The following is a 25,243-nucleotide window of genomic DNA, read 5'->3' as shown; positions in this document are numbered from 1 at the left end:
GTGACGTAGCTCCTTCCAAATAGATAGGTAAAAATCGTTGTTACCATTTTGTCATAAAAAGTGCTAATTCCCCTGATTTTAAAATATATTTTTGTTCTAAAAAACTACGCGGTTGTTTTAATAAAAAAATGAATAGCTCGATACAGTATTTTCAAAAAAGTTCGAGTACACTAGAAGTACTCGGAAGGAGGCTACACATGTTACGCCGTTTTTATCAATATTATATCCCGCATAAACGTTTATTTTGGCTTGATTTTATATCTGCCTTATTCGTCGGGGTTTTAGAACTTGCTTTTCCACTCGCTGTCCAGTGGTTCATCGACTCCTTGTTGCCAAACGGTGAGATGAACTGGATCATCCTCGTCAGCGTCGGACTATTAGCGCTCTACATCATCAGCACGTTGATGCAGTTCGTCGTCAACTATTTTGGACATAAGCTCGGAATCAATATCGAGACCGATATGCGTCGTCAACTGTTCAGCCATGTGCAGAAACAGTCGTTCCGCTTCTTCGATAATACGAAGACGGGTCATATCATGAGTCGGATCACGAATGATTTGTTTGATATCGGGGAACTTGCCCATCACGGTCCGGAAGATGCCTTCATTGCCGTCATGACATTGCTTGGTGCGTTCTCGATCATGTTGACGATCAACGTACCACTCGCGCTCGTGACGATCATCGCCGTACCATTCCTGATCTGGCTGATCAGTTATGCGAACGTCCGGATGAATAAATCGTGGGACCGGATGTATGGTAATATCGCGGAAGTCAATTCGCGCGTCGAGGACAGTGTTTCTGGTGTCCGTGTAGTCCAGTCATTCACGAACGAAGCTTACGAAATCGAGCGTTTTGAAAAAGACAACGCGACGTTCCGGCAGTCGAAGATCAATGCCTACAAGGTCATGAGTAAGAGTCTATCCGGCATCTACTTGACGACCCGTTTGATGACGCTTGCCGTCTTAGTCGTCGGTGCCTACTTGACGTATCGCGAAGCTTTAACGGCAGGGGAACTCGTCGGATTCATTCTTTATATGAACATCCTGCTGAAGCCAATCGACAAAATCACCGCATTACTTGAGATGTATCCAAAAGGGATGGCTGGCTTCAAACGCTTCCTCTCGATGATTGATGAGGATGCATCGATTCCGGATGCGCCAGACGCACTCGTCGTTGATCGGTTGAACGGTGGCATCACATTCAAGGATGTGGCGTTCGGTTATGAAGCCGATCGTCTCATTCTAGAGAATATCAATCTGACGGTCGAACCGGGTCAGACAGTCGCGTTCGTCGGAACATCAGGGGCAGGGAAGACGACGATCTGTTCGTTGATTCCACGTTTTTACGATGTTCTAGATGGCGCAATCACGATTGACGGAATCGATATCCGGCAGATGACCAAGGAGTCTCTGCGACAACAAATCGGGATCGTCCAGCAGGATGTCTTCTTGTTCTCAGGGACGATCGCTGAAAATATCGCCTACGGTGACCTGAATGCGACGCACGAAGACATCGTGCAAGCGGCGGAACGTGCCCATCTCGGTCCGATGATCGCGGATCTTCCGGATGGGTATGCGACACAAATCGGCGAACGGGGACTCAAGTTATCGGGTGGGCAAAAGCAACGACTTGCCATTGCACGGATGTTCCTTAAGAACCCGCCGATTTTGATTCTCGATGAAGCGACGTCTGCGCTCGACACGGAAACGGAAGCACTGATCCAAGAATCGCTCGCCGAGTTGTCCGAGAACCGGACGACGCTCGTCATTGCCCATCGTTTAGCGACGATCCGGAATGCGGATAAGATTTTCGTCGTTACGAAGGACGGCATCGTCGAAGAAGGCTCGCATGACGAACTGATGAATCAAGGTGGTTATTTCTCCCGGTTGTTAGAGAGACAACGAGTTTGAATCGATTTGAAAGATTGGAAAGCAATGGACATGTTCCGTTGCTTTTTTTGTTCGTTCAAAAATAAGATTGTGTATGCTAATTTTAGGGAAAACGATTTATAGAAAAGAAGGCGAGGTGGAAGGATGTACGGTCAATTCTGTGAGAACTATGATGAGAGTTATCCCGTCTTGCGGGAAGAGACGTCACATGATTTCCATCGTTTTTTTGCACTGTCTTACACGATTCATGATACTGTCTTTGAACAAACTGTATATGAAAGACTAATGCGGACAATCAAACACAAGACATCGCGTTTTTCAGCGCTTCGGAGCCGTTATACGCCGTTACTTGTCGCCCATGTTCAATTGAATAGCACGGATCCCGATGTTCTCATCGAAGAGATCATCGTTGCGGAAAAGAAGATTAAACATCGCCTGATTCGTGATAAAGGGGTTCGTCCATTTTTTGCTCTCAACGAAGTATTGAATCGGCGTCAAGGAATCGATGCCTTTCCCTATATGGAACGGCTGCACGCGACACGACCTCATCTAAATGCAGCAAAGCAGTACGTCGTGACATCGACCTTGCTTGAACAGCAGCCATTACCAGAAGAATTTCTAGAGCGGGTCAATACATCGGAAGAGTGGCTCGCGCAATTCATGGAACGAACGAGTGAACGTGTCATTACGGCGCAAATCTTAGCGGCGCATCCAGATCCTTCAGCGCAAAAGGAACGAATCATTGCGTGGCGGGAACTGTTAGAGCGGAGAGAGATCATCATCTGGGATCGTTTAATGCCAATTCTTGCGTTACTCCCTACAATGGAACGTGTCGACTGGATTTATGTGACCCGGATCGTCGACCGGGAGCGGGCACGGAATCGATTTTCAGACGAGGTCAACTGGTTGATTGCCTTTCATTTGTTGCTCGCTAAAACAGGTGTGACACGAGTTCAAGCCACGTTGTTATTGCTGGCTGCACTAGAGTTGACGAAAAAACCGTAAAACGAACGAGGAGTGGCGCGCGCCATTCCTCGTTCGTTTGGTTTAGTGACTTAATCGAACGTCGTAAACGTCGCATGTCGTTCGACCGGATACAGTTCCGTACCGGCGACAGCGTTCAAGATCAACTGGTTCCGCGAGACGGACATCCCGAGATTATCCGCAGCCGGACCGTGTGACAGCTCTAAATTAGCAGTTGCGTAAAGATGATGGGCTGTCTCGACCGAACGCACGATTTGGTAGTCGGCATCGACTTTCCAGGCATTCGGTGCTTCGAATACGATATCAAGTCGGTCGATGAAGCTCGGAAGGGATGGCGAAAAACCAGTTGCTGCAATGACGGCATCGGTTACGGACGAGCGCTCGTCCTCAAGTTCTTGATGTTGCATCGCAATCGTGAACCGCTCATCGTACGTAATCTCTTTTACTTCGAGATTTGCGCGGATCGCGACCTGTCGTTGTTCCTCTTCCGTCAAATCATAGAGATGGGCGTAGATTGATTGAAGTGTCTCCGGACTGATACCGTTCTGAGAGCGGGCAAACTTCTTGACCGATTCTTGACGTACTTCGAGTGGAAGTTGGTTGAAATACGTGACGTAGCTCGGTGAAAAAATTTCTTCTCCGAGTTTGCCGGTCTCAAGTGTCTCAAACAGTGTCGAACGCGCAATCCACTCGAGTTCAGGACGCTCTGAAGCAGGCGTCGTCAAGAGATCAAGGAAAATCTCGGCGGCACTTTGACCGGAGCCGACGATGCTGATTTTGTTGCGCTGAAGTAAATTTGCCTTGTTCATGACATATTGCGTATTGTGGATGACGCGTTCGTCAAACGTATCCGGGATGGCGGGTTTTGAACCAGTGCCGATGACGACGTTTCGTGCTTCGAACGTTTCGCGTTTACCGGTCGAGACATCTTCGACGAGGACTTCAAAACTATCACCGGTGTCTTGCACGTCGATGACACGTGTCGAAAAGCGGAGATCTTCAAGTTGTGTTGCGACCCAACGTAAGTAATCGTTGTAACCTTGTCTTGAAATCAGAAGTTTTTCATAGAAGTAAAACGTGTGGAGACGGTGAATCGATCGTAAGTAATTGAGATAGGAAAACGAACTTGTCGGATCGGCGAGTGTGACGAGATCGGAGATGAAGCTCGTCTGCATCATCGAGTCCTGGATCATCATGCCGGGATGCCATGAAAATTGTTCGCTTTCGTCAAAAAATAACGTCTTTAAATCTGTCGGATGCGCAAGTGCGCTCAATCCTAAATTCATCGGACCAATGCCAATGCCGATTAAGTCATACATAGAAAAAGCCTCCCAATTCGATATTGTTCTAAAACAATACCCGAAAAGGAAGGCGGACGAAACGTCAGGCTGAAGCTTTACAGCTGGTCGGTCGTCGTTGTTTTGGTTTCGACCGTCATCGTTTTCCCATCACGGATGATCGTCAAGGAGAGCGGTCCATCTGATTTGATCAGTGCCGTTTTGATGTCAACGAATGCTTTGATTTCGGAGTCATTGATTTTCGTGATGACGTCACCTGTTTTCAGTTTAGCCGCAGCAGCTGGACTGTTCGGTTCGACTGACATGACGACGACACCTGTTTTTTGACTGTCTGGTAGTTTGACTTGATCTTTAAGATAACCGGCAGGGAACGCCGCAACGTCTTGTAAGGACACACCGAGCGTCGGATGCTCAACTTTACCGTTTGTTTCAAGCTGTTTGAGGATTGGTAATGCATCATCAATCGGGATACTGAAGCCGACGCCTTCAACACCAGACTCAGCGATTTTCATCGAGTTGATTCCGACGAGTTGTCCTTGTTCATTGATCAAGGCACCCCCTGAGTTACCAGGGTTGATTGCGGCATCCGTTTGAATGACTGTCGTATTGAAGTCGTCTTGTCCATCACTGTTCGTATCGACCGGTACGGTCCGGTCTTTCGAACTGACGATTCCGCGTGTGACGGAGTTTTGGAACTCACCGAGCGGGTTACCGATTGCAAGGACCGTTTGTCCGGCTTTTAAGTCCGCTGATTTCCCGAGTGTGATGACGCCCGGAACATCGCTTGCGTCAACTTCAAGCACAGCTAAGTCATAGGTTTCGTCGCTACCAAGCAACTTGGCTGAGAGCGTCTTGCCGTCATTCAACGTTACATCGAGTTTTGATGCCCCATCGACGACGTGATGGTTCGTAATGATGTATGCTTTACCGTCCTCTTTCTTATAGATGACACCGGACCCTGAACCAGCCGCTGCTTCTTGTTGCGACATCGAGTTGCCCGCTTGATAGTTCGTTACGGTCACGACAGATTTTTGAGCCGTAGCAACTGCGTTCGTCACCGGATCATTCGTCGTCGTTGAGACTTGTTTTGGCATACCATTTGATAGTGGGGTATCAGCGACCTGCTGTTCTTGATCGAGTAGGATCGGAAAGGCAACCGTAGCCGTCAAGACCGCGCCGATGATGCCTCCAGTCAATCCAGGTAAAAGTGCTTTCGTTTTTCCAGCCATAAGTCATCATTCCTCTCTGTATGATTTCTGATTTCATCATAGCAAATGAAACAACCTCTTCACTGATTACGGGAGACATTCCGAAATGACTCATCATTCCCCATAATTCGACGACAATTTCTAAAAGTTGAGATAATCAGGTCAGTTCGATACACTGAAGCTGTCTCGAACATATATTTCATTAACAGAAAGAGAGTGTGGAACATAATGCTATTGCGTCTAGTCTATGGAGCAGGATTGTTGTTTGCGGGAGTTGGTCATTTCCGTAATGAAAAAGGATTCGTCAGCATCATGCCGTCGTTCATTCCGTTCAAGCGCTTTTTCGTTCAAGTGACAGGTGTCATCGAAATCGCTTACGGTGTCATGTTGTTGACAGGAAAAGGGGTGCACCTCGTCCGTAAGACTCTTCCTGCCTTCTTATATGCAGTCTTACCCGCAAACGTCAACATGGCAGTCAATCCGAAGCCGATTAATGGAAAACGTCTTCCGTCTTGGTTGCTTTGGACACGGTTGCCGCTCCAATGGGGACTCGTCTCTCTTGCGAAACGCCTGAAATGAATCGGAACAAAAAGCCGCCAAATTGGCGGCTTTTATTGTTAAAAACGTTTGTTGACAGCAAGTAAGGAAGCTTTTGCAATCTCTTCGTAGGTAGAATCGTTCGGGTGGAATTGGTCACTCGATAAATCACGTTTGACGTCACGCACGAGATTAAACGTGTCGATGATCTCGACATCGTACTCGATACCGAGCGTCCGTGATTTTGCGTTCCAATCTTGGACGATGGCATCGAATGCTTCACCGTTTTCCGTCGCGCGGAAAGGATTATAGAGCCCGACGTAGAAGATGACAGCATCCGGATTTTGTTCTCGTAGGATACTGAACGTCTTTTTCAAGTTCGCTTGTGCCGTCGTGACGGTTTCGGCTGTCTTCTTCGCATTGAAGTTTGCGACGCCTTCACCACGATTGAATAAGTCATTTCCGCCAATCGTCACCGAGATGACTTTTGCTTGTTTGATTGAGCGTAAGACTTCTTTTTGTTCTAGTTGTTTCAGTAAATCTTCCGTCCGGGCACCACTGACGGCAAGATTTTGGAAGCGCTCGACAGTGTTATCTTTGACAAGATCGCGTCCGACGATTGCAGCGTAACTATTGCCGTTTGATGCTCCGACACCACGTGTCAAGGAATCACCAAGCGCGACGTACGTCCCGCCTTTTTTGACAGGCTCTTCCTTCGTAGGTGTCAAGACGGCACGTTTTGGTGGGTTGACGACGTCACTATAGGCACTGACGAAGCCGTATCCAAAGATTGCCGTCAAAACGAGTGAGACGGTTAAAAACAGGGGCCAGCGTAATCGCTTCATGAACGTTCCTCCTTCTAGGTTCTAACCTGATTGTAGCAAAAGTTGAAAGAATGTGCGGAAATGAAGTGTTCTGACAAGTCAAATGATTCATTATTCCGCTAGAATAGACAATAAGAGGTGAGAGACGTGAAACCAACAGTGAAATTAGAAGGTGTAACAAAGGTGATCGGAAAAAAGACGATCATTGATAATATCTCGTTTGAGATCCAACCAGGTGAAGTCTTTGGCTTCCTTGGACCGAACGGGGCAGGAAAAACGACGACGATCCGGATGCTCGTCGGCTTGATCAAACCGACGTCCGGTAAAATCACGGTCTGTGACTTCGACGTCCGCAAACAGTTCGTCCAAGCGATGGAGCGGATTGGCTCGATCGTTGAAAATCCAGAGTTGTATAAGTATTTAACGGGTCGCGAAAATCTACAAGTCTTTGCCCGGATGTTACCGAATGTCGATGAGGCTCGGATTCAGGAAGTCATCGATCTCGTCGATTTGACGGCGCGTGTTGATGATCAAGTCCGGACATACTCGCTCGGGATGCGGCAGCGTCTCGGCATCGCACAAGCATTACTCGGACGACCAAGCGTCTTGATTCTCGACGAACCGACGAATGGTCTCGATCCGATGGGGATTCGGGATTTACGTCAATTCATCCGCCGGCTCGTCGAGGAAACGGGACTGTCGGTCCTCGTCTCGAGTCATATCTTGGCTGAGATCGAAATGCTTGCCGATCGAGTTGCAATCATGAGTTATGGCAAAATCGTTCAAGTCGGAACGGTCAAGGAACTGGTCGAGTCGCTCGCACCAGGCGTTGACTGGCGTGTCGATGATGCCTTTAAGGCGAATGAGATTTTATCAGCATCCGATTTAGTCCAAGTGTCCGAAGTCGTCGATGCGAATACGGTTCATACTTTGATGGATGCAAGCAAGACACCAGCGCTCAATAAGCAGCTGCTCGAAGCCGGGGTCGAAGTCTGGACGATTGAACGGAAGGTCCAAACGCTCGAAGATCTATTCATCACGTTAACGGGAGGCGATCACATTGCGTAATCCGAACATGATCGGTCTCGTACGAAATGAAGTGACGAAAATTGCTTCGAAACGTCGTTTTGCCGTCGTTGCGATCATTCTCGTCGTTCTTGTCTCGATGTTTACGTACGCACAGTACCGAGACATCCAAGAACAAATCAAAAAGCAGGGAACGCTCGATTGGCGGGTTGAGTTACAACAAGACATCGTCGACACGCAGAACCGTCTTGCTTCTAGCAGTATTCAAGATGAGTTCCGTCAGTTCCTTGAGTTTGACCTCAAACAAAATCAATACTATCTCGATAACGACATCAACCCGAACTATCCGGGAGCCCCGACGTTCATCCGGATCTTCTTCTCGCAAGGATTGACGCTGATCTTACCGCTGTTCATCATCGTCATCATGGCGGATATCGTCAGTGGGGAGCAAAATGACGGAACAATCAAGACGCTCCTGTCGCGACCAGTCCGGCGCTGGAAGATCCTGATGGCGAAATGGTTGACGGTGTTGCTCTATACGTCGATGCTGATGGCATTGACCGTCGCCGTCTGTTACGCGATATCCGGGATCGTGCTCGGCTATGACGGCTGGACCGCACCGATCTTGACCGGTTTCCAAGCTTCACCGAGCGGTACGTTCTCGACCGAGTTCGTGCATACGTTACCGATGTGGGAGTACCTCTTGATGGCAGTCGGTCTAGCGTGGATCGTTACAGCTGTCGTTGGAACGATTGCCTTGATGGTCTCTGTTCTCGTCAAAAACACAGCGACAGGGATCGGGATCATGATGGCAGTCTTGATTTCCGGTACGTTACTGACGACACTCGGTTCAAGTTGGACGAGTTCGAAATATCTCGTCAACGTCAACTTCGGACTGATCAACTATCTCGATGGACAAGCACCACCGATCGAAGGGATGACGCTTCCGTTCTCCCTTGCCGTCCTCGGTTGTTGGACGGTCGCGGCGCTAATCGTTGCGTTCTGGAACTTCACACAAAAAGATATGTATTAAGACGAACGGGTCCACCTATAGAGGGGGACCCGTTTTTCATGGATGAAGCGACAAACGATCGTATGTCTCGATTATTTTTTGATACTGAAGTTGTGTCGATAACGAAGCATCCACTATCAGAATCGGGGAAATTGACCGGTCCATTTGATACTGGTGTTCTGCGAACGTACCGATCATCGATGGGTCCGTCGCCGTGTGATACGTCCGGCACCAGTCAAGGAATTCATTGGAGCCTGTAAAATCTGGGTATCGTGCTGCTTCGCGTGCGATGAGACGTTCCATCCGAATCGATTCGTCGAGCGACAGGAAGACAAGCAAGTCCCGATCGATGAAACCGTCCGGATGCCAGGCGAAGACAGAACCGGAGACGATGTAATCGTTGTAAGACATAAGATCTGCTTCATACATAGAAAATCGCTCGGAGACGTCTCGCTTTTCAGTGAACGTCGTATCTGTCCACAGATAATGGTCGGTATCAATCCAGGGAATCTGTTCAGCTTGCCCGATGAAGGCGCCCAGTGTACTTTTTCCGGTACCTGATCCACCAATGATTTGAATACGCACGACAATCGGCTCCTTTCGAAATAATGTATCGGCACGCAGAACAGGTCCGGGCATGATGCCGGACCTGTCGCTTGGAAGAACGAATTCTCCCTATGTCGCCTCGTGCAAGCACAAGACATGGAATCGAGAGGCAGTGCCTCTAATAGGAAGCCGATGCAGGTCAGCCTCCGCGCTACGTACCAATCGTACTTTTATCATACTGATTCCAAGAATTGGTGTCAAACCTGCTCGAAAGGGTTTACAAACCATTCAAACCGTCAAAAGAGAGAATAACGATGATTAGAGGAGGAACGACCATGGCAGATTGGGGCATCATGCTGACAGGCGTCGTCATTTGTGGGTGGTGCATTTTTAGTGCCATTTATGACGATTTCATCCGTCGCGTATAAGACGAGCAAGTGGAAGCCGTCCAGAATGGGCGGTTTTTTCATTGATTTTTTTTAATCCGAGTAAGTGGCTGTGGTACACTCGAATCAGAATGAAAAGATAGAGAATGGGTGAAGAAAAATGAAGAAACAACCAGTCATCGTCATCGTCGGACCGACGGCAGTCGGAAAAACGAAGACGGGCATTGAACTAGCCAAACGATTAAACGGAGAAGTGTTATCGGGAGACTCCGTCCAAGTCTATCAAGGGATGGACATCGGATCAGCCAAAGTGACGACCGAAGAGATGGAAGGGGTGCCGCACCATCTGCTTGATCTTGTGACACCGGACGACGAGATGAGTGTAGCGCGTTTTCAGACGGTTGCCCGAGCGACGATTGATGAGATCGCAAGTCGGGGCAAGTTACCGATTATCGTCGGTGGAACCGGGCTTTATATCCGGTCGATTTTATATGATTACCAGTTCACTGAGCAGGCGGAAGATCCAGCCTTGCGTGCTGAACTCGAAGCGTACGCGGCGACGCACGGTGCGAATGCATTGCATGACCAGTTGAAGGAACTTGATCCGGTGCGCGCCGAAGCGATTCATCCGAATAATATCCAGCGGGTCGTTCGGGCGATCGAGGTCGCACGGACCGGTCAGACACAAACGACCGGTAGTAAGCCGGCACTTTATGAGAGTCTACTGTTCGTCCTACACATGGAAGACCGGGATCGCTTGTATGACCGGATCGATCAACGAGTAGATATGATGGTCGAAAGTGGGCTTCTTGAGGAAGTGGCGCGTCTGGACGCTGCCGGGTACCGTCAGACGAAGGCGCTGCAAGCAATTGGTTATAAAGAGATGTTACCAGTCCTTGACGGAGCACCACTCGATCCTGCCGTTGATATGCTGAAACGGAACACGCGACGCTTCGCGAAACGTCAATTGACGTGGTTCCGTCACCAATTTGATGGCGTTTGGGTGGATATGGGAAAGTTTTCATTTGAAGAAACGTTCAAAATTATCTATGATAGAACTGTAGAGTTTCTGAAAGCGGTTAAATAAGAGTTGCCCGAAGACAGAAACAGATAAAAAGAGGGGGCACGGGGAATCATGAAAGCGACATACAACATTCAGGACGTCTTTTTAAATCAATTACGGAAAGATGCAGTCCCGACAACGGTTTTCTTAATCAGCGGGTATCAATTACGGGGGCTGATCAAGTCATTCGATAACTTCACGGTCATTTTGGAGTCGGAAGGCAAACAGCAGTTGATCTACAAGCACGCAATCTCGACGTTCGCACCAGCGCGCAACGTGACGTTATATGAGCAAGAAGAGACACAAGAAGTCTCTCGCTAAGTAAAAAAGACGACCGGGGGGTCGTCTTTTTTTTAGGTTTCATTCAGGTGTGGCGCTTCGTAAGTGAAGCGAAAAATGACAGTTGCTTCACTCCATCGTAAACGTGTCGTTACAGTAATGGTGTCAGTTCCTCGACTGCTTCTTCATAACGTCGGAGTGAGACATCCTTATAGAGGCATGTCTTCTGTAGGCGTTCTTCCTTCGTCATCTCGTCCTGATATGTTTTCAGGATAAAACTGTTGCGTAACATCGACGGTGTCAAGACCCGTTTATTATCGGACCGTTCATTCAACTGACGCATCATCTTCGTGATCATGACGATCGACAGTTGCTTCGGTGCATTTTTGCTGTAAACCCAGCGGAACGTCATCCGAGCAAAGTCGAAGGCGACGAAAAAGGGGTCGGTGCTGTGATAACGGGGACGGACCGGTTCCGGAATCGTCTTCAAGTAACGCAACATGATGTCTTGATCTTCCCGCTCGAGATGGAGCAGGTAACGGTTACCAAGGCGATCGTGGACAGTCATCTCTTGCTGGGCGAAATTAAGGTCATGCATCTTCAAACCAATGATGTGATGAACACGTAGACCGTAGCGATAAAACAATCGAAGGATCAGTTCGTTTCGATCGATTAAAAACGGACGTGCCTTCAATTGATGTTCCGTCAAGCCGCGATCGGATTGATTCGTCCGGACCAATTGTTCATATTCCTTGAAGGAAGCGACGTGTTTTGCCGTCAATTCGTGCGTCGGTTGTGCGTATTCAATCAGCTTCGCCTTCGTTTGTCGAATCTGATAATTGACTTGATTGATGACGGTGACGATCCGGGCAACCGTTGCTTGCTGGTAGAGTTTCTCTTCGATCAAGTATTCATTGATGAACGTCTTCCACGTCTCGATCGAAATCGCCTTGAAATCGTCGATCGTCTCGAGTGGTTGGTCGACATCGGTCATGTAGCGATGGACTTCGATTAAATCATAGCGATAGCGGCGGACGGTCGAAAGTTGCCGTCCACTTGTCGTTAGATAAAACAAATAGCGTTCAATGAACTCTGGAAGCGTATACGACTGTTCGCGTGCCATGGTTTTCCTCCCCTTATCGTAATCTTTCTTCCATCATAAACCGAACGGATGTTTCCTGTCCAAAAAAGTTCAGACGAACCGGTGCCTGTGGTATGATAAAGGGCGCAGTACGTCTTTACTCGTGAAAGGAATGATATTATGTCAGAACGCGTCATCGTCGTTGGTTGCCAGCTCCCCGGTGTCCCGGACCATGTCTATGAAGAATCGGTCGCGGAGCTCGAAGCACTCGTAACGACTGCGCATGGTGTCGTCGTCGGTCGTCTGGATCAAAAACGACAAGCGATTGATCGCCGTACGTTCATCGGAAAAGGAAAGGTTGAAGAACTCGTTGCTTTAGCAGACGAACTTGAACCTGATTTAATCATATTCAATGCCGAGGTCACGCCCGGTCAGATGAAGAATATCCGGATCGCCTTGTCGGACCCGGAAGCCATCAAATTGATTGACCGGACGCAGTTGATCCTCGATATCTTCGCTGGCCGAGCCCAGTCACGCGAAGGGAAATTGCAGGTCGAACTGGCACAGATGAGTTATCTCTTACCACGTCTTGCCGGGCAGGGCACACAACTGTCACGTCTTGGTGGCGGAATCGGGACGCGTGGACCAGGTGAATCGAAACTCGAGACGGACCGCCGTCATATCCGGCGTCGGGTCGATGAGATCTCGAAACAACTCGAGACATCCGTCGCGCACCGTGCCCGTTACCGGGAACGTCGCAAAGAGAACCAGACATTCCAAATCGCGCTCGTCGGTTATACGAATGCTGGCAAATCAACGATCTTCAACCGGTTGACACAAGCCGACACATACGAGAAGGATGAGTTGTTCGCGACGCTCGATCCGTTGACACGTCAAGTCGATTTGCCGGAAGGTGGTCAAATTCTCCTGACGGATACGGTCGGTTTCATTCAAGATCTGCCGACGAAGTTGATCGCGGCGTTCCGTTCGACACTCGAGGAAGTGCTGGAAGCCGACTTGATCCTCCATGTCGTTGATGCGTCGAGTGAGCATTACTTGAATCAGATGCAGACGACGAACGATGTCCTCGATGAACTCGGTGCCGGTGACATTCCGCAACTCGAAGTCTACAACAAGAAGGATCAATTGAACCGCTTGTTCACAGGTGGAAAACTGCTGATTTCTGCGCTTGACCCGCAGGATATCGAGCGCTTGATCGAAGAGATCGAACGTTCGATCAGCGAAATCCTCGAGTATCTCGAGATTCGTATTCCAGTTGACGGATTTGCCCATTACAATCCGGCGAAGGAAGTCATGATGAATTTGAAGGAATCGTTCGAAGAAGATGGTTCCGTCATTCTAAAAGGTTACTTGCGTAAAGATACGCGTCTATACGCGACATTGAAACAATACGAGGTGTAAACATGTTTTCAGAATTAACCCATTACGAAACGCTCCGTCCGCTCATTGACCGGGCGGAGGAACAGATCGCCCCGTACGTCAAGAAAGCGCAAGAGGTCGCGGAATACAATCAATTCCGCGTCCTCGATGCGTTCCGACGTCACAAGGTCAGTGATTTTCACTTCATGCCGTCAACAGGTTACGGCTACAACGATGAAGGACGCGATACGCTCGAACGGATCTATGCTGATGTCTTCGGTGCGGAAGCCGGTCTTTGTCGTCCGCAAATCATCAGCGGAACCCATGCAATCGGTATCGCGTTGTTCGGTTTGTTATTGCCAGGAGACGAATTGCTCTATATCACAGGAAAACCATACGACACGCTTGAAGAGATCGTCGGAATTCGTGGTGACGGACGCGGTTCATTAAAGGAACTGGGCGTCCAGTATGATGTCGTCGAGATGAAAAACGCCGAGACGATCGACGTACCGGCCGTTCTCGAACGGATCACACTACAGACGAAGGTCGTCGGGATTCAGCGTTCAAAAGGCTATGCGACACGACGTAGTCTGCCGGTCAACGAGATCGGAGAAGCGATTGCTGCCATCAAAGCCGTTCATCCGCACGTACTGATCTTCGTCGATAACTGCTACGGTGAGTTCGTCGAGACGATCGAACCGACACACGTCGGGGCGGACTTGATGGCAGGATCGTTGATTAAGAATCCGGGTGGTGGACTTGCGAAGACTGGCGGTTATCTAGTCGGTCGGACTGATTTGATTGAACGAGCGTCATTCCGGATGACGACACCAGGGATTGGCGCCGAAGCCGGTCCATCGTTATCCGCACTTCCGGATATGTACCAAGGCTTCTATATGGCACCACATACGGTGAGCCAAGCGTTGATGGGCGCGATGTTCACGTCGAGCATGCTTGGTCAGTTTGGCTTTGACACGGCACCTCATCATACGGCAGAGCGGACGGATTTGATTCAATCGGTCTCGTTTCATGCGCCAGAGCCGATGATTGCCTTCTGTCAGGCGATTCAAGCCGCTTCACCCGTCAATGCACATGCGTTACCGATTCCGGATTATATGCCGGGCTATGCGGACGATGTCATCATGGCAGCAGGGACTTTTGTACAAGGATCATCGATCGAGTTATCAGCGGATGGTCCGATCCGTGCGCCCTATACCGCATACGTCCAAGGTGGTTTGACGTATAGCCACGTCAAGATAGCCATCATCTCAGCCGTCAATCACTTGATGGAAAAACAATTAATTCCAGAAAAAAACGTTTAATACTAGAATATCTCGTGAAAAGACCTCTGAACGACTTCATGTAAAGTGATTAAAAAAGTTGTGTTAACTTTTCTCACATCGCTTGACAAGTTGCCTGACAGAGGTTTATTCTCATGGAGTAAGGAAAAAGGAGGAACCACATGGCAGACTCATCACGCCAGTCCAAGCCACTATTTCCCATCGGAGTCGTTCAAGAGTTGACCGCGTTATCTGCCCGCCAGATCCGATACTACGAAGAACAAGGACTGATCAAACCGGAGCGGACAGAGACGAAGCGTCGCCTCTATTCGTTCAACGATGTCGATCGCTTGTTGTCGATCAAGGAATACCTGGATCAGGGACTGAATATCGCAGGGATCAAATTGATTTTTGAAAACGATCTTGTCAAACGCGAACGCGTTGCGGAGAGCGTCGTCGAGACGCGCCCGGAACTATCTGACGGCGAATTGTATAAACTCCTGAAAAATGAATTGAAGGAAGCAGGACGACATGGAAAGACGTCGCTCATCCAAGGTGAGCTCGGGCGTTTCTTCAAGTAAGGACCTGTAACCATATAAAAACGAATCGGAGAGGGGATTTGTCACATGACACGTCGCAACATTACACGAGAAGACATTTTGAAAATCGCTAAAGCTGAGGATGTACGCTTCATTCGCTTACAGTTCACAGATATCCTCGGAACGATCAAGAACGTTGAGATTCCAGTAAGCCAATTGGAAAAAGCACTTGATAACAAAATGATGTTCGATGGTTCATCGATCGAAGGATTCGTCCGGATCGAAGAATCAGATATGTATCTCTTCCCAGACTTGAACACATGGGTCGTCTTCCCATGGACAGAAGATGGAACAGGGAAAGTTGCACGTTTAATCTGTGACATCCACAATCCGGATGGCACGCCGTTCGCAGGAGACCCACGTGGTCAGCTCAAACGGGTACTTAAAGAGATGGAAGAGCTCGGTTTCTCATCATTCAACGTTGGACCAGAGCCAGAATTCTTCCTCTTCAAGAAAGATGAAAAAGGTCGTCCGACACTTGAATTGAACGACCAAGGTGGATACTTCGACCTCGCACCAGTCGACCTCGGTGAAAACTGCCGTAAAGAGATCGTCATCGAGCTCGAGAACATGGGCTTTGAAATCGAAGCATCACACCACGAAGTTGCTCCAGGTCAACACGAAATCGACTTCAAATATGCGGATGCAATCACGACAGCGGATAACATCCAAACGTTCAAACTCGTCGTCAAGACGATTGCTGCGAAGCACAACTTGCACGCGACATTCATGCCAAAACCACTCTTCGGTGTCAACGGATCAGGCATGCACGCGAACATGTCGCTCTTCAAAGGCAACGAGAACGTCTTCTTCGATGAAGGCAACGAAGACATGCAATTGTCGGATGATGCACGTGCTTTCACGGCAGGTATCCTCAAACACGCTCGTGCGTTCACAGCGGTTTGTAACCCGACAGTCAACTCATACAAACGTCTTGTTCCTGGCTACGAAGCACCTTGCTACGTCGCATGGTCAGCGCGTAACCGTTCACCACTCGTCCGTGTTCCTGCAGCACGTGGACTCTCGACTCGGATCGAAGTTCGTTCAGTCGATCCAGCAGCGAACCCGTACCTTGCGCTTGCGACATTGCTCGCTTCAGGTCTTGATGGAATCAAGAACAACTTGAAAGCACCGGCTCCAATCGACCGCAACATCTACGTCATGGACAAACCGGAACGCGTTGCAAACGGAATTGATGATCTTCCATCAACACTCAGCCACGCACTCGAAGTCTTGAAAGCGGATGACGTCGTCATGCACGCTCTCGGCGATCACATCGCAGAGCACTTCGTTGAATTGAAAGAAATCGAATGGGATATGTTCCGGACGCAAGTCACGGAATGGGAACGCGATCAGTACATGGTCTTGTTCTAATCCAACTCAAGCACTTTCGGACTTCTGTCCGGAAGTGCTTTTTTCATAGCGCAGACAGGGATTGAGTCAAGGATGTGGAAAGATACAAGAGTACAAAGAAAGGGAGACGATACATCATGAAAAAAGGATATGAAGGCAAAGAGATCACGGTCTATTTTGATTCGGAAGTCTGCATTCACTCTGGTCATTGTGTACAAAGTCTACCAACTGTCTTTGATGTCAAGCGGCGTCCGTGGATTGAAGCGGACGGGGCACCAGTGGACGATGTCATGCGGGTCGTCGACGGTTGTCCGAGCGGCGCCTTATCTTACGAACGGAGGGAAGCAAATGGAGCTGAAACGAGCGGAACGTAAAATCGAAGCCCATCAGGAAGGGGAAGTGATTGGGGAAATCACTTACAGCGATACGAACAACGGCATGTGGATCATTGATCACACATACGTCGATCCCGCGCACCGCAATCAACAGATCGGGGAACAACTCGTTGCCGAGATCGTCAACTGGGCACGAGAAGCAAATGTCAAGCTGTTACCGTTATGTCCGTTTGCGAAAAAAGAGTTTGAACATCAATCCGATTATCAGGACGTACAAGCAAATACGTGAACACAAAAATCTCCTCTAGTCTCTCAAGACCAGAGGAGATTTTTTCGAGTCATTGTTTATGATCCCTAACTTTCATTTTGCGAGAAACCATCAGCGTGCCGAAATAGGCGATGACGTACAACACAATCAATCCTTGTTTTAGCAGATAAGGCAGATCCATTTGACTCGCGATTATAAAAATGACGCACAGCAATATCAAATAGGGTATGAACTGCTTATTTGGCATATCAGGACCCCCTTCACTATCCATTTATTTCTATTATAAGGATAACACAAGAGATACATCGAAATAGGCTAAAGATGAATGACTTGCTTATAGATACAATCGTAGAAACGCCATCGTGACAACACCAGTCACGACCGTCCAGGATAAACTTTTACTGAAAATCGCGACCGCCATGGTCGGGAGGGCGGCGAAGACATGAAGCGTCGAAACCGTCGGAAACGCCTCATCTTGAGCGATGAGAAGATTTTGAAAGAAAAGGGCACCGAGCAGGCAGACCGGAATGAACGAGAGCCATTCTGTTACGAGGCGCGGTAACGTCAGTCCATGAAGGACGAGAAACGGTAAGACGCGTGGAATCCATGTGACGAGTCCACAAGCTAAAAAAAGAGCAATTAATTCCGGGCGGATTTCCATCGTGTGATCACGACTCCTATACTTGCACCACCGAGCGTCGCGCAAAGAACGGCGACTTCTGGAGAAAAGTAGCGCATGGTTATGTAAAGCAATAGTAAGACAATCAGTAAAAGGCAACTATTCACGGCAATACGGGAACGTTCCCCTTCAAACTGTAAGTACAATAAGCCGATGAACATCGCTGTCAGGGCAAAATCGAGACCGAAGCGCTCGGGATCAGGGAACCAGCTGCCGACAAGGGCGCCGAGAACGGTTGCGACGATCCAGCTGAAGTAAGCAGTCAGATTCAAGCCATGCATGAAGGACGGGGAGAGCTTCCCTTTTTGCGCAGTGTTCATCGCGACAGCGAACGACTCATCCGTCAGTAGCGTTCCGGTACCGAGGCGGTCGCGGAGATGACGTGTCTCAACATGTGGCGCAAGCGTCAGACTCATTAACAAGTGCCTGAGATTGACGATGAACGTCGTCAGAATGATGGCAGAAGCAGGACCATTTAATAGTAAGAGACTCGTAATGATGAACTGAGCGGCGCCGGCATAGATGAAGACGGACATGAATCCGACTTCAAGAGGGGATAAGCCGGAGGCACGACCGACGATCCCAGCTGAAAAACCGATGCCGATATATCCGAGGACAGTGGGTAGACAGGCACGGACGCCTGCTTGAAAGGCTGATGACATTCGATTCCTCCTCTTTTTTAAGAGCATAGCACTCATGCGGAATATCGTCACCAACTGGTCAATATTTTCATCATTTTTTTCGACATATTCGACTTGATTTGGTGGTAAAGACTAAGTGGTACGGCAAAATCAGTTAGGTAAAGGAGCGTTTTTCATGCACAAATTAATGAAAGATTCAAACCGGTTCGTTTCAGACATGGTCGACGGACTCGTACTAGCTCACCCTGATTTGTATAAAAAGGTCGAAGGTGTTAATGTCGTCGCACGGAAAGTGCCGCTTGATGGAAAAGTCGGACTCGTTTCTGGTGGGGGAAGTGGGCATGAACCCGCACATGCTGGATTCGTTGGGGACGGTATGCTTGCTGCGGCTGTTTGTGGGGAAGTCTTCACGTCACCGACACCGGATATGGTGCTCGAAGGCATCAAGGCAGCCCATGGTGGAAAAGGTGTCTTACTCGTCGTCAAGAACTACTCGGGTGATGTCATGAACTTCGATATGGCGAAGGAACTCGCTGAACTCGAGGACATCGAAGTCGACACGGTCGTCGTCAATGATGACATCGCGATCAAAAAGGAAGAGGATCGTCGTGGGGTTGCGGGAACGGTCTTCGTCCATAAGATTGCCGGAGCTGCGGCTGCAGAAGGGAAATCACTGAGTGAAGTCAAAGCAGTCGCGGAAAAAGTCATCCAGGGCGTTCGTTCGATCGGAATGGCACTCTCACCATGTTACATGCCAGAGAGTGGCAAACCAGGCTTTGAGTTGCATGATGACGAGATGGAAATCGGAATCGGGATCCATGGTGAAAAAGGACTTGAACGAAAAGCAGTCGCTTCCGTTGATGCGATCGTCAAAGAGTTGCTCGATCGTCTGACAAAAGAGGTACCAGACAAAAAAGTCGCCGTCATGGTGAATGGGATGGGTGGAACGCCAGAATCCGAACTGTATATCACGTATAAATACGTCGCGGAAGAACTTCAGGCACACGGTTACGAGATTGCCCGTTCGTTCGTTGGAAACTATATGACGTCGCTCGAGATGCACGGATTCTCAATCACGCTCTTACCAGTGGATGATGAACTGCTTGGGTATCTCGATGCAGAAACGAAAGCGATTGGATTCTAATTTAGATAAACGGGGTGTACAAAGATGAAGTTGACGACGGAACAGTTACGAAGCGCGCTCATCAAAGCAGCGGAACAGATTGACCAGCACAAGGATGAATTGACGGACCTTGACCGGGAAATCGGTGACGGGGACCACGGGATCAATATGTCACGTGGCTTCCAAGCAGTCCAAAAGACGTTAGAAGAACACGGCGAGTATGAGGACTTAGGAGCTTTATCGAAAGAGGTCGGGATGACGCTGATCAAGACGGTCGGTGGAGCATCCGGTCCTTTGTACGGCACAGCATTCGTTAAGTTCGCTGGTGCGTTCAAAGGGAAAACAGAAGTGGAAGGTGCAGAACTCGCGGATGCTTTCCATGAAGCGACGGAAGGCATCAAATCGCGTGGGAAATCGGAATTCGGTCAAAAAACGATGGTCGATATCTGGACACCGTTCCAAGAGGCGCTCTCGCAAGAAGGGGATTTGAAAGCGGCAATCGATCAAGCGCTTGCTGATACGAAAGCGCGCATCGCAACGAAAGGTCGTGCGTCTTACTTCGGTGAAGCGACGGAAGGCGTCCAGGACCCAGGTAGTCTATCGAGTGCTTTGTTACTCGGCGAAATCGCGGAGGTGCTTCATGGTTAATCTTGTACTCGTTTCCCATAGTGAAAAACTTGCAGCTGGACTAAAGGAACTGCTGGCAGAGATGGCGCCGGATACACCAGTCTTAATAGCAGCAGGTCTTGAGGACGGTAGCATCGGAACGGACGCGACGCGCATCGAAGAAACACTGAATACACTAGACGACGATGGAGTCGTTTTAACGGATATCGGTTCTGCGACGATGAATACGGAATTGGCCCTTGAACTATACAGTGGCGAACGGACGGTTCGGTTTATCGACGCACCACTCGTCGAAGGCGCGTTTTTAGCGGCTGTTCTTAGCGGACAGTCGAAATCCGTTGATGAGATTGAAGACGGATTGAAAAAAGAGTTTAGCAAATAAGGATCAAATCCCCCTTGCTTCAATGCAATGGGGATTCTTTCATATCTGAATGAAATGGTGGTATGAAAATTGTAATCATAATGCATGTACATAAATAGGACAGTAAAAGAATGTAAACCATGAGGTGAGTTCTTGAGTTATACGTTAAGGAAAGCAGACACTGAAATCAAAAAGCAGACATTCATCCACTTATTATTACTGGCTGATGAATCTATCGATAAGATTTATGAATACTTACCTAACGGTGACCTGTATTATCTCGAAGATTCATCTGGGCATGTAGTAGGTGTTATTGTTATGACCAAAATTAATCAAGATACAATGGAGATAAAAAACGTTGCCATCAAAAAAGAACACCAGGGTCAAGGGTTAGGAAAGAGGATCATCTCATTAACGCTCGAACAATATAAGGAACAAGAGTATCATCATTTCATCGTAGGAACGGCTAATTCGAGTATTGATAATTTAGCTTTCTACCAAAAGCTTGGTTTCCGGCTATACGACATAAAAAAAGATTTTTTTCGGTCGTATCCAGAGGAAATCTGGGAGAACGGAATACAGGCAATCGACATGATCATGCTAGAGAAAAATGAGTGATCCACATTATATGTTGAGGGGAATACGTGGGACCTCTTCTATGCGAATGAGTAGCACAAAGAATTATGATGTATGTGCTGCGGTGGTACATTCTAGTCTGAGTCTGGTGTTAGAAGAATGATTATATTGTAGTTTCTATAAGACAGTGAAAACCCGGTCCCTCTGCAAAAGGGACCGGGTCAATTGTTTTATTTTGATGGTTTGAAGACCATTGTCGCTTCCACTGCTTTTTGCCATCCGGCATAGCGTTGTTCACGATCGTCTTCTTTCATCTCTGGTTTGAACTGGTGATCCAGCTTCCATTGTTTTTTGATCTCCGCTTTATCTTTCCAGTAACCAACAGCTAATCCAGCAAGGTAGGCTGCACCAAGTGCTGTCGTTTCGTTGATTTCTGGACGATCGACAGGAACGCCGAGGATGTCCGATTGGAACTGCATCAAGAAGTTGTTCGCTACTGCACCACCGTCGACACGAAGTGTCTTCAGTTCGATACCAGAATCTTGTTCCATCGCTGTCAACACATCACGTGTTTGATAAGCGAGTGATTCAAGCGTTGCACGAACGAAGTGTTCCTTATCTGTTCCGCGTGTTAATCCGAAGATTGCCCCGCGTACATCTGAATCCCAGTATGGCGCACCAAGACCAACGAAGGCAGGAACGACATAAACACCGTCTGTTGAGTCGACTTTCGTTGCGTAACCTTCTGAATCTTTCGCATTTTTCAGCATCCGAAGTCCATCACGGAGCCACTGGATCGCAGAACCAGCGACGAAGATAGAACCTTCCAGCGCATATTCCACTTTTCCATCGACGCCCCAAGCGATCGTCGTCAAGAGTCCATGATCAGAAGAAACGGCTTTCTCACCTGTGTTCATGAGCATGAAACACCCTGTTCCGTATGTGTTTTTCCCTTCACCCGCTTCGAAGCACGTTTGACCGAAGAGTGCTGCTTGTTGGTCACCCGCAATACCAGCGATTGGCACTTCGTAACCGAAGAAGTGATACGGTACCGTTTTGTCGTAGACTTCACTCGACTGACGAACTTCTGGCAACATCGAAGCAGGAACACCTAGGATATCGAGTAACTCTTCATCCCATTTTTGTTCGTAGATGTTATACATCAATGTTCGTGAAGCGTTCGTGTAGTCCGTGATGTGCGTTTTTCCACCAGACAGTTTCCAAACGAGCCACGTATCGATCGTACCGAAGAGCAATTCACCGTTCTCTGCTTGCTCACGCGCACCTTCGACATTATCGAGGATCCATTTGACTTTCGTTCCAGAGAAGTAGGCATCAATCAGAAGTCCTGTTTTATCGCGGAACTTCTGGTTCAAACCTTGTTCTTTTAAGTCGTCACAAATACCAGACGTTTGACGCGATTGCCAAACGAGTGCGTGATAGACCGGTTTACCTGTTTCTTTGTTCCAGACGACCGTCGTTTCACGTTGGTTCGTGATGCCGATTCCAGCGATTTGCTCAGGTTTGATATCTGCTGTCCCGAGTGCTTCGGCCATGACGGCAAGAATCGAACCCCAGATTTCGTTTGCATCATGCTCGACCCAGCCTGGTTGTGGGAAGTACTGTTTGAATTCCCGTTGTGCCGAGTTGACGATTTTCCCATCGTGATCGAAGATGATCGCACGTGAGCTTGTCGTACCTTGGTCGAGTGCTAGGATATACTTGTTTTCCATTTCGAAATCCCCCTTGAGCGGTATGTGTTAGTGAGATGTGATCTTAGTAGATCAATTGATAGATGAACACGGCAATCGCTCCACCGATGATCGGACCGACGACAGGAATCCATGAATAGCCCCAGTCAGATGAACCTTTATTCGGAATCGGTAGGATAGCGTGCGCGATACGCGGTCCAAGGTCACGAGCCGGGTTGATGGCATACCCTGTTGTACCACCGAGCGAGAGACCGATGACGACGACGAGTAAACCGACGATGAGTGGTTTTAAGCCATCTCCGAACGTTGTTAAACCAAGTGCCAAGATACCGAAGACGAGAACAAATGTCCCGATGATCTCAGAAATCAAGTTCGACGGCGTATGACGAATCGCTGGACCTGTTGCGAACACACCGAGTTTTGCAGCTTGATCATCAGTCGCTTCAAAATGTTTCATGTAATGAAGCCAAACGAGAATGGCGCCGATGAAAGCTCCGACAAGTTGTCCGGCAATGTAGATCGGAACGTCTGCCCACGGTAGGTCAGAGTTCAAAGCAAGTGCGATCGTCAATGCGGGGTTCAAGTGTGCTCCACTTTCAGCAGCGACGAATGCTGCTGTCATGACGGCAAGACCCCAAGCGAACGTGATGACGATCCATCCGCTGTTTTCCGATTTCGTCTTTTTCAAGACGACACCGGCGACGACTCCATCCCCGAGCAGGATGAGGATCATCGTACCGATCATTTCCAATACAAAGTTATTCATGCAAAAACCCTCCCTTTGGATTAAAGCAGATAATGGCCTTTCTACTTTAAATTACTCCGAATTGAGAACGTTTTCAATACATATAATTGAAATATAGGAATGGAAATTTTTTATTTTGATGTTTAAAGATACGAAAAAGTGGATAAGAAAACACCTCATTCTGCTTGCAAGCAAGCAAAAGAGGTGTTACCGACGACGTTTTTTCTTTTTTTAGGTCGAAACCAACTGCTGGAATAATCTAGTAGGATATGAATCGTACTTGCCACCATGATACCGACGACGAATGCAGGCAAGGAAGCGAACCACGAATCAATCGTAGCAGAATCAAGAACCTGAAAATATAGACTTAAAAATAGTAGCGGAATCAGAATCGCGGCACTATAAAGAAGCCGAATAATATCTCCGATGATCAGTCCATGCGACCAGATCGAGCGGTGGGGCATGATTTTGACGTACGGCATCCAAAGGACTCGAAATGGTCCAAAGCGATAATACGGTTCTGACTTTAAATCGAGGTCGGGTGACAACCAAAGCGTACCGACAGCGATACCGATGGCGGTTGGTAACCAATCGGTTTGTTGCGTTGCGACCGAATACGCAACGTAACCCGTCAGTGCGACGGTATTGACGGTATCATGTACATTTCCTGAAGGCATGAAAAAAGACCAGTCGTAACTGGTCCCTCCGTCAATGAATCGTCCGATACACGCCGATTACCTTACCAAGAATGGAGACATTATCGAAATACATCGGATCCATCGAGTCATTTTCTGGTTGTAGACGTACCTGTTGATCTTCTAAGAAGAACCGTTTCACCGTCGCTTCGCTATCTTCGGTCATAGCTACGACGATTTCTCCGTTTTCTGCTGTGTTTTGTTGGCGCACGATGACACGATCGCCGTCAAGAATACCTGCGTTAATCATCGATTCACCATCGATCGTCAACATGAAGACCGTCTCATTTCCTACATAATGCGCAGGGAGCGGGAACTGTTCTTCGATGTTTTCAATCGCTGTAATCGGAAGACCCGCTGTGACTTTCCCGATGACGGGAACATGGACGATGGCTTCCGTGATTTCTTCAGGCTTATCAAGCAATATCTCAATCGCACGTGGTTTCGTCGGGTCACGGCGAATCATTCCCCGTTTCTCGAGTCGATCCAAATGACCGTGTACCGTCGAGCTAGACGCGAGTCCGACTGCTTCTCCGATTTCACGAACTGATGGTGGATACCCCTTCAGTTTCACTTCAGAGACGATGTAGTCGAGAATCTCTTGTTGGCGCTTAGACATTTTCCGCATACGAATTGCCACCTCTTTCTGGATTGAAGTTTGAAATGTAAGAATATATGTTTCTAGATTCACTATAACATAGAACAAATGAGCGTACAAACAATTGTTCGACATTTT

28 protein-coding genes are annotated in these 25,243 nt (G+C 48.3%); 17 read left to right on the top strand and 11 right to left on the bottom strand.

What is annotated here, in order from left to right; all coding sequences use genetic code 11:
- Positions 1-197 precede the first annotated feature (197 nt).
- Together EXG77_RS10695 and EXG77_RS10690 are read left to right on the top strand one after the other, a co-directional pair.
- Entirely contained in the window at positions 198-1,910 is a 1,713-nt protein-coding gene (locus tag EXG77_RS10695) for an ABC transporter ATP-binding protein (RefSeq protein WP_023467742.1), read from the top strand.
- Positions 1,911-2,033: 123 nt separating this feature from the next.
- Positions 2,034-2,894, top strand: coding sequence for a DUF4003 family protein (locus tag EXG77_RS10690; protein WP_035398138.1), 861 nt, complete (start codon positions 2,034-2,036; stop codon positions 2,892-2,894).
- A gap of 50 nt (positions 2,895-2,944) precedes the next feature.
- Here EXG77_RS10690 and EXG77_RS10685 read toward each other — a convergent pair whose 3' ends face one another.
- A complete protein-coding gene (locus EXG77_RS10685) occupies positions 2,945-4,192 on the bottom strand; it encodes a lysine N(6)-hydroxylase/L-ornithine N(5)-oxygenase family protein (RefSeq protein ID WP_035398137.1) in 1,248 nt (415 codons plus the stop codon).
- A 77-nt stretch (positions 4,193-4,269) separates the two neighbouring features.
- On the bottom strand, positions 4,270-5,400 hold the full coding sequence (locus tag EXG77_RS10680; protein WP_023467745.1) for a S1C family serine protease: 1,131 nt from the start codon (positions 5,398-5,400) through the stop codon (positions 4,270-4,272).
- 207 nt (positions 5,401-5,607) lie between these two features.
- Between EXG77_RS10680 and EXG77_RS10675 the strand changes: the two genes are divergently transcribed.
- Positions 5,608-5,958: a membrane protein gene (locus EXG77_RS10675; protein WP_029341233.1), complete on the top strand. Its 351-nt coding sequence runs from the start codon at positions 5,608-5,610 to the stop codon at positions 5,956-5,958.
- A 38-nt stretch (positions 5,959-5,996) separates the two neighbouring features.
- Here the strand turns inward: EXG77_RS10675 and EXG77_RS10670 are convergent, their stop codons facing one another.
- The gene (locus EXG77_RS10670; protein WP_023467747.1) at positions 5,997-6,761 is read right to left on the bottom strand and encodes an SGNH/GDSL hydrolase family protein; all 765 of its coding nucleotides are present in this window, start codon (positions 6,759-6,761) and stop codon (positions 5,997-5,999) included.
- 126 nt (positions 6,762-6,887) lie between these two features.
- Here EXG77_RS10670 and EXG77_RS10665 point away from each other — a divergent pair, with 126 nt between their 5' ends.
- Complete coding sequence (locus EXG77_RS10665) at positions 6,888-7,808, top strand: ABC transporter ATP-binding protein (RefSeq protein WP_023467748.1); 921 nt, start codon at positions 6,888-6,890, stop codon at positions 7,806-7,808.
- The gene (locus tag EXG77_RS10660; protein ID WP_023467749.1) at positions 7,801-8,799 is read left to right on the top strand and encodes an ABC transporter permease; all 999 of its coding nucleotides are present in this window, start codon (positions 7,801-7,803) and stop codon (positions 8,797-8,799) included. The genes EXG77_RS10665 and EXG77_RS10660 overlap by 8 nt, the downstream gene beginning before the upstream one ends.
- A 36-nt stretch (positions 8,800-8,835) precedes the next feature.
- Here EXG77_RS10660 and EXG77_RS10655 read toward each other — a convergent pair whose 3' ends face one another.
- Entirely contained in the window at positions 8,836-9,363 is a 528-nt protein-coding gene (locus EXG77_RS10655; protein WP_035398671.1) for a hypothetical protein, read from the bottom strand.
- 507 nt (positions 9,364-9,870) lie between these two features.
- On the opposite strand from EXG77_RS10655, the gene miaA reads away from it, so the two are divergent.
- Positions 9,871-10,797: a tRNA (adenosine(37)-N6)-dimethylallyltransferase MiaA gene (miaA, locus tag EXG77_RS10650; protein WP_029341237.1), complete on the top strand. Its 927-nt coding sequence runs from the start codon at positions 9,871-9,873 to the stop codon at positions 10,795-10,797.
- 48 nt (positions 10,798-10,845) lie between these two features.
- The gene (hfq, locus tag EXG77_RS10645; RefSeq protein ID WP_023467753.1) at positions 10,846-11,094 is read left to right on the top strand and encodes an RNA chaperone Hfq; all 249 of its coding nucleotides are present in this window, start codon (positions 10,846-10,848) and stop codon (positions 11,092-11,094) included.
- A gap of 109 nt (positions 11,095-11,203) precedes the next feature.
- On the opposite strand, the gene EXG77_RS10640 is transcribed toward hfq, so the two are convergent.
- Positions 11,204-12,175 (bottom strand): tyrosine-type recombinase/integrase, encoded by a 972-nt coding sequence (locus EXG77_RS10640; RefSeq protein ID WP_023467755.1) that lies wholly within the window; start codon positions 12,173-12,175, stop codon positions 11,204-11,206.
- A 138-nt stretch (positions 12,176-12,313) separates the two neighbouring features.
- Here EXG77_RS10640 and hflX point away from each other — a divergent pair, with 138 nt between their 5' ends.
- From hflX to EXG77_RS10610, 6 genes are all read left to right on the top strand, one after another.
- The gene (hflX, locus tag EXG77_RS10635; RefSeq protein ID WP_034785946.1) at positions 12,314-13,555 is read left to right on the top strand and encodes a GTPase HflX; all 1,242 of its coding nucleotides are present in this window, start codon (positions 12,314-12,316) and stop codon (positions 13,553-13,555) included.
- 2 nt (positions 13,556-13,557) lie between these two features.
- On the top strand, positions 13,558-14,835 hold the full coding sequence (locus EXG77_RS10630; RefSeq protein ID WP_035398134.1) for a methionine gamma-lyase family protein: 1,278 nt from the start codon (positions 13,558-13,560) through the stop codon (positions 14,833-14,835).
- Positions 14,836-14,975: 140 nt separating this feature from the next.
- Positions 14,976-15,374: a MerR family transcriptional regulator gene (locus tag EXG77_RS10625; RefSeq protein ID WP_023467758.1), complete on the top strand. Its 399-nt coding sequence runs from the start codon at positions 14,976-14,978 to the stop codon at positions 15,372-15,374.
- Positions 15,375-15,419: 45 nt separating this feature from the next.
- Entirely contained in the window at positions 15,420-16,766 is a 1,347-nt protein-coding gene (gene glnA / locus EXG77_RS10620; protein WP_023467759.1) for a type I glutamate--ammonia ligase, read from the top strand.
- Between the two features lie 116 nt (positions 16,767-16,882).
- Entirely contained in the window at positions 16,883-17,119 is a 237-nt protein-coding gene (locus tag EXG77_RS10615) for a (4Fe-4S)-binding protein (RefSeq protein ID WP_035398132.1), read from the top strand.
- Positions 17,094-17,369 carry a GNAT family N-acetyltransferase gene (locus EXG77_RS10610; protein WP_035398130.1) on the top strand — a complete coding sequence of 92 codons (276 nt, stop codon included), beginning with the start codon at positions 17,094-17,096 and terminating at the stop codon, positions 17,367-17,369. The genes EXG77_RS10615 and EXG77_RS10610 overlap by 26 nt, the downstream gene beginning before the upstream one ends.
- A 313-nt stretch (positions 17,370-17,682) precedes the next feature.
- Here EXG77_RS10610 and EXG77_RS10605 read toward each other — a convergent pair whose 3' ends face one another.
- Together EXG77_RS10605 and EXG77_RS10600 are read right to left on the bottom strand one after the other, a co-directional pair.
- Positions 17,683-18,009 (bottom strand): AzlD domain-containing protein, encoded by a 327-nt coding sequence (locus EXG77_RS10605; RefSeq protein ID WP_023467761.1) that lies wholly within the window; start codon positions 18,007-18,009, stop codon positions 17,683-17,685.
- Positions 17,988-18,689 (bottom strand): AzlC family ABC transporter permease, encoded by a 702-nt coding sequence (locus EXG77_RS10600; protein WP_023467762.1) that lies wholly within the window; start codon positions 18,687-18,689, stop codon positions 17,988-17,990. Before EXG77_RS10600 ends, EXG77_RS10605 begins: the two co-directional genes overlap by 22 nt.
- 154 nt (positions 18,690-18,843) lie before the next feature.
- On the opposite strand from EXG77_RS10600, the gene dhaK reads away from it, so the two are divergent.
- The 4 genes from dhaK to EXG77_RS10580 all read left to right on the top strand — a co-directional run bounded on the left by dhaK (position 18,844) and on the right by EXG77_RS10580 (position 21,397).
- Entirely contained in the window at positions 18,844-19,812 is a 969-nt protein-coding gene (dhaK, locus tag EXG77_RS10595) for a dihydroxyacetone kinase subunit DhaK (RefSeq protein WP_023467763.1), read from the top strand.
- Between the two features lie 24 nt (positions 19,813-19,836).
- Positions 19,837-20,439, top strand: a complete 603-nt coding sequence (dhaL, locus tag EXG77_RS10590) for a dihydroxyacetone kinase subunit DhaL (RefSeq protein WP_035398129.1) — start codon at positions 19,837-19,839, stop codon at positions 20,437-20,439.
- A complete protein-coding gene (gene dhaM / locus EXG77_RS10585; protein WP_035398127.1) occupies positions 20,432-20,800 on the top strand; it encodes a dihydroxyacetone kinase phosphoryl donor subunit DhaM in 369 nt (122 codons plus the stop codon). Before dhaL ends, dhaM begins: the two co-directional genes overlap by 8 nt.
- Positions 20,801-20,932: 132 nt before the next feature.
- Positions 20,933-21,397, top strand: coding sequence for a GNAT family N-acetyltransferase (locus EXG77_RS10580; RefSeq protein ID WP_052017176.1), 465 nt, complete (start codon positions 20,933-20,935; stop codon positions 21,395-21,397).
- Positions 21,398-21,585: 188 nt separating this feature from the next.
- On the opposite strand, the gene glpK is transcribed toward EXG77_RS10580, so the two are convergent.
- The 4 genes from glpK to lexA form a co-directional block, all read right to left on the bottom strand.
- Complete coding sequence (gene glpK, locus EXG77_RS10575) at positions 21,586-23,088, bottom strand: glycerol kinase GlpK (RefSeq protein WP_035398125.1); 1,503 nt, start codon at positions 23,086-23,088, stop codon at positions 21,586-21,588.
- 43 nt (positions 23,089-23,131) lie between these two features.
- A complete protein-coding gene (locus EXG77_RS10570; RefSeq protein WP_023467768.1) occupies positions 23,132-23,833 on the bottom strand; it encodes an MIP/aquaporin family protein in 702 nt (233 codons plus the stop codon).
- Positions 23,834-23,988: 155 nt separating this feature from the next.
- Entirely contained in the window at positions 23,989-24,489 is a 501-nt protein-coding gene (locus EXG77_RS10565; protein ID WP_052017175.1) for a metal-binding protein, read from the bottom strand.
- 31 nt (positions 24,490-24,520) lie between these two features.
- Complete coding sequence (lexA, locus tag EXG77_RS10560; protein WP_023467770.1) at positions 24,521-25,135, bottom strand: transcriptional repressor LexA; 615 nt, start codon at positions 25,133-25,135, stop codon at positions 24,521-24,523.
- Positions 25,136-25,243: the final 108 nt, after the last annotated feature.

Origin of the sequence: Exiguobacterium sp. OS-77 (genome assembly GCF_000414195.2) — a bacterium.
Classification (GTDB): domain Bacteria; phylum Bacillota; class Bacilli; order Exiguobacteriales; family Exiguobacteriaceae; genus Exiguobacterium_A; species Exiguobacterium_A indicum.
Note: the sequence above shows the minus strand (reverse complement) of the source record. Positions and strands in the feature narration are given on the sequence as shown.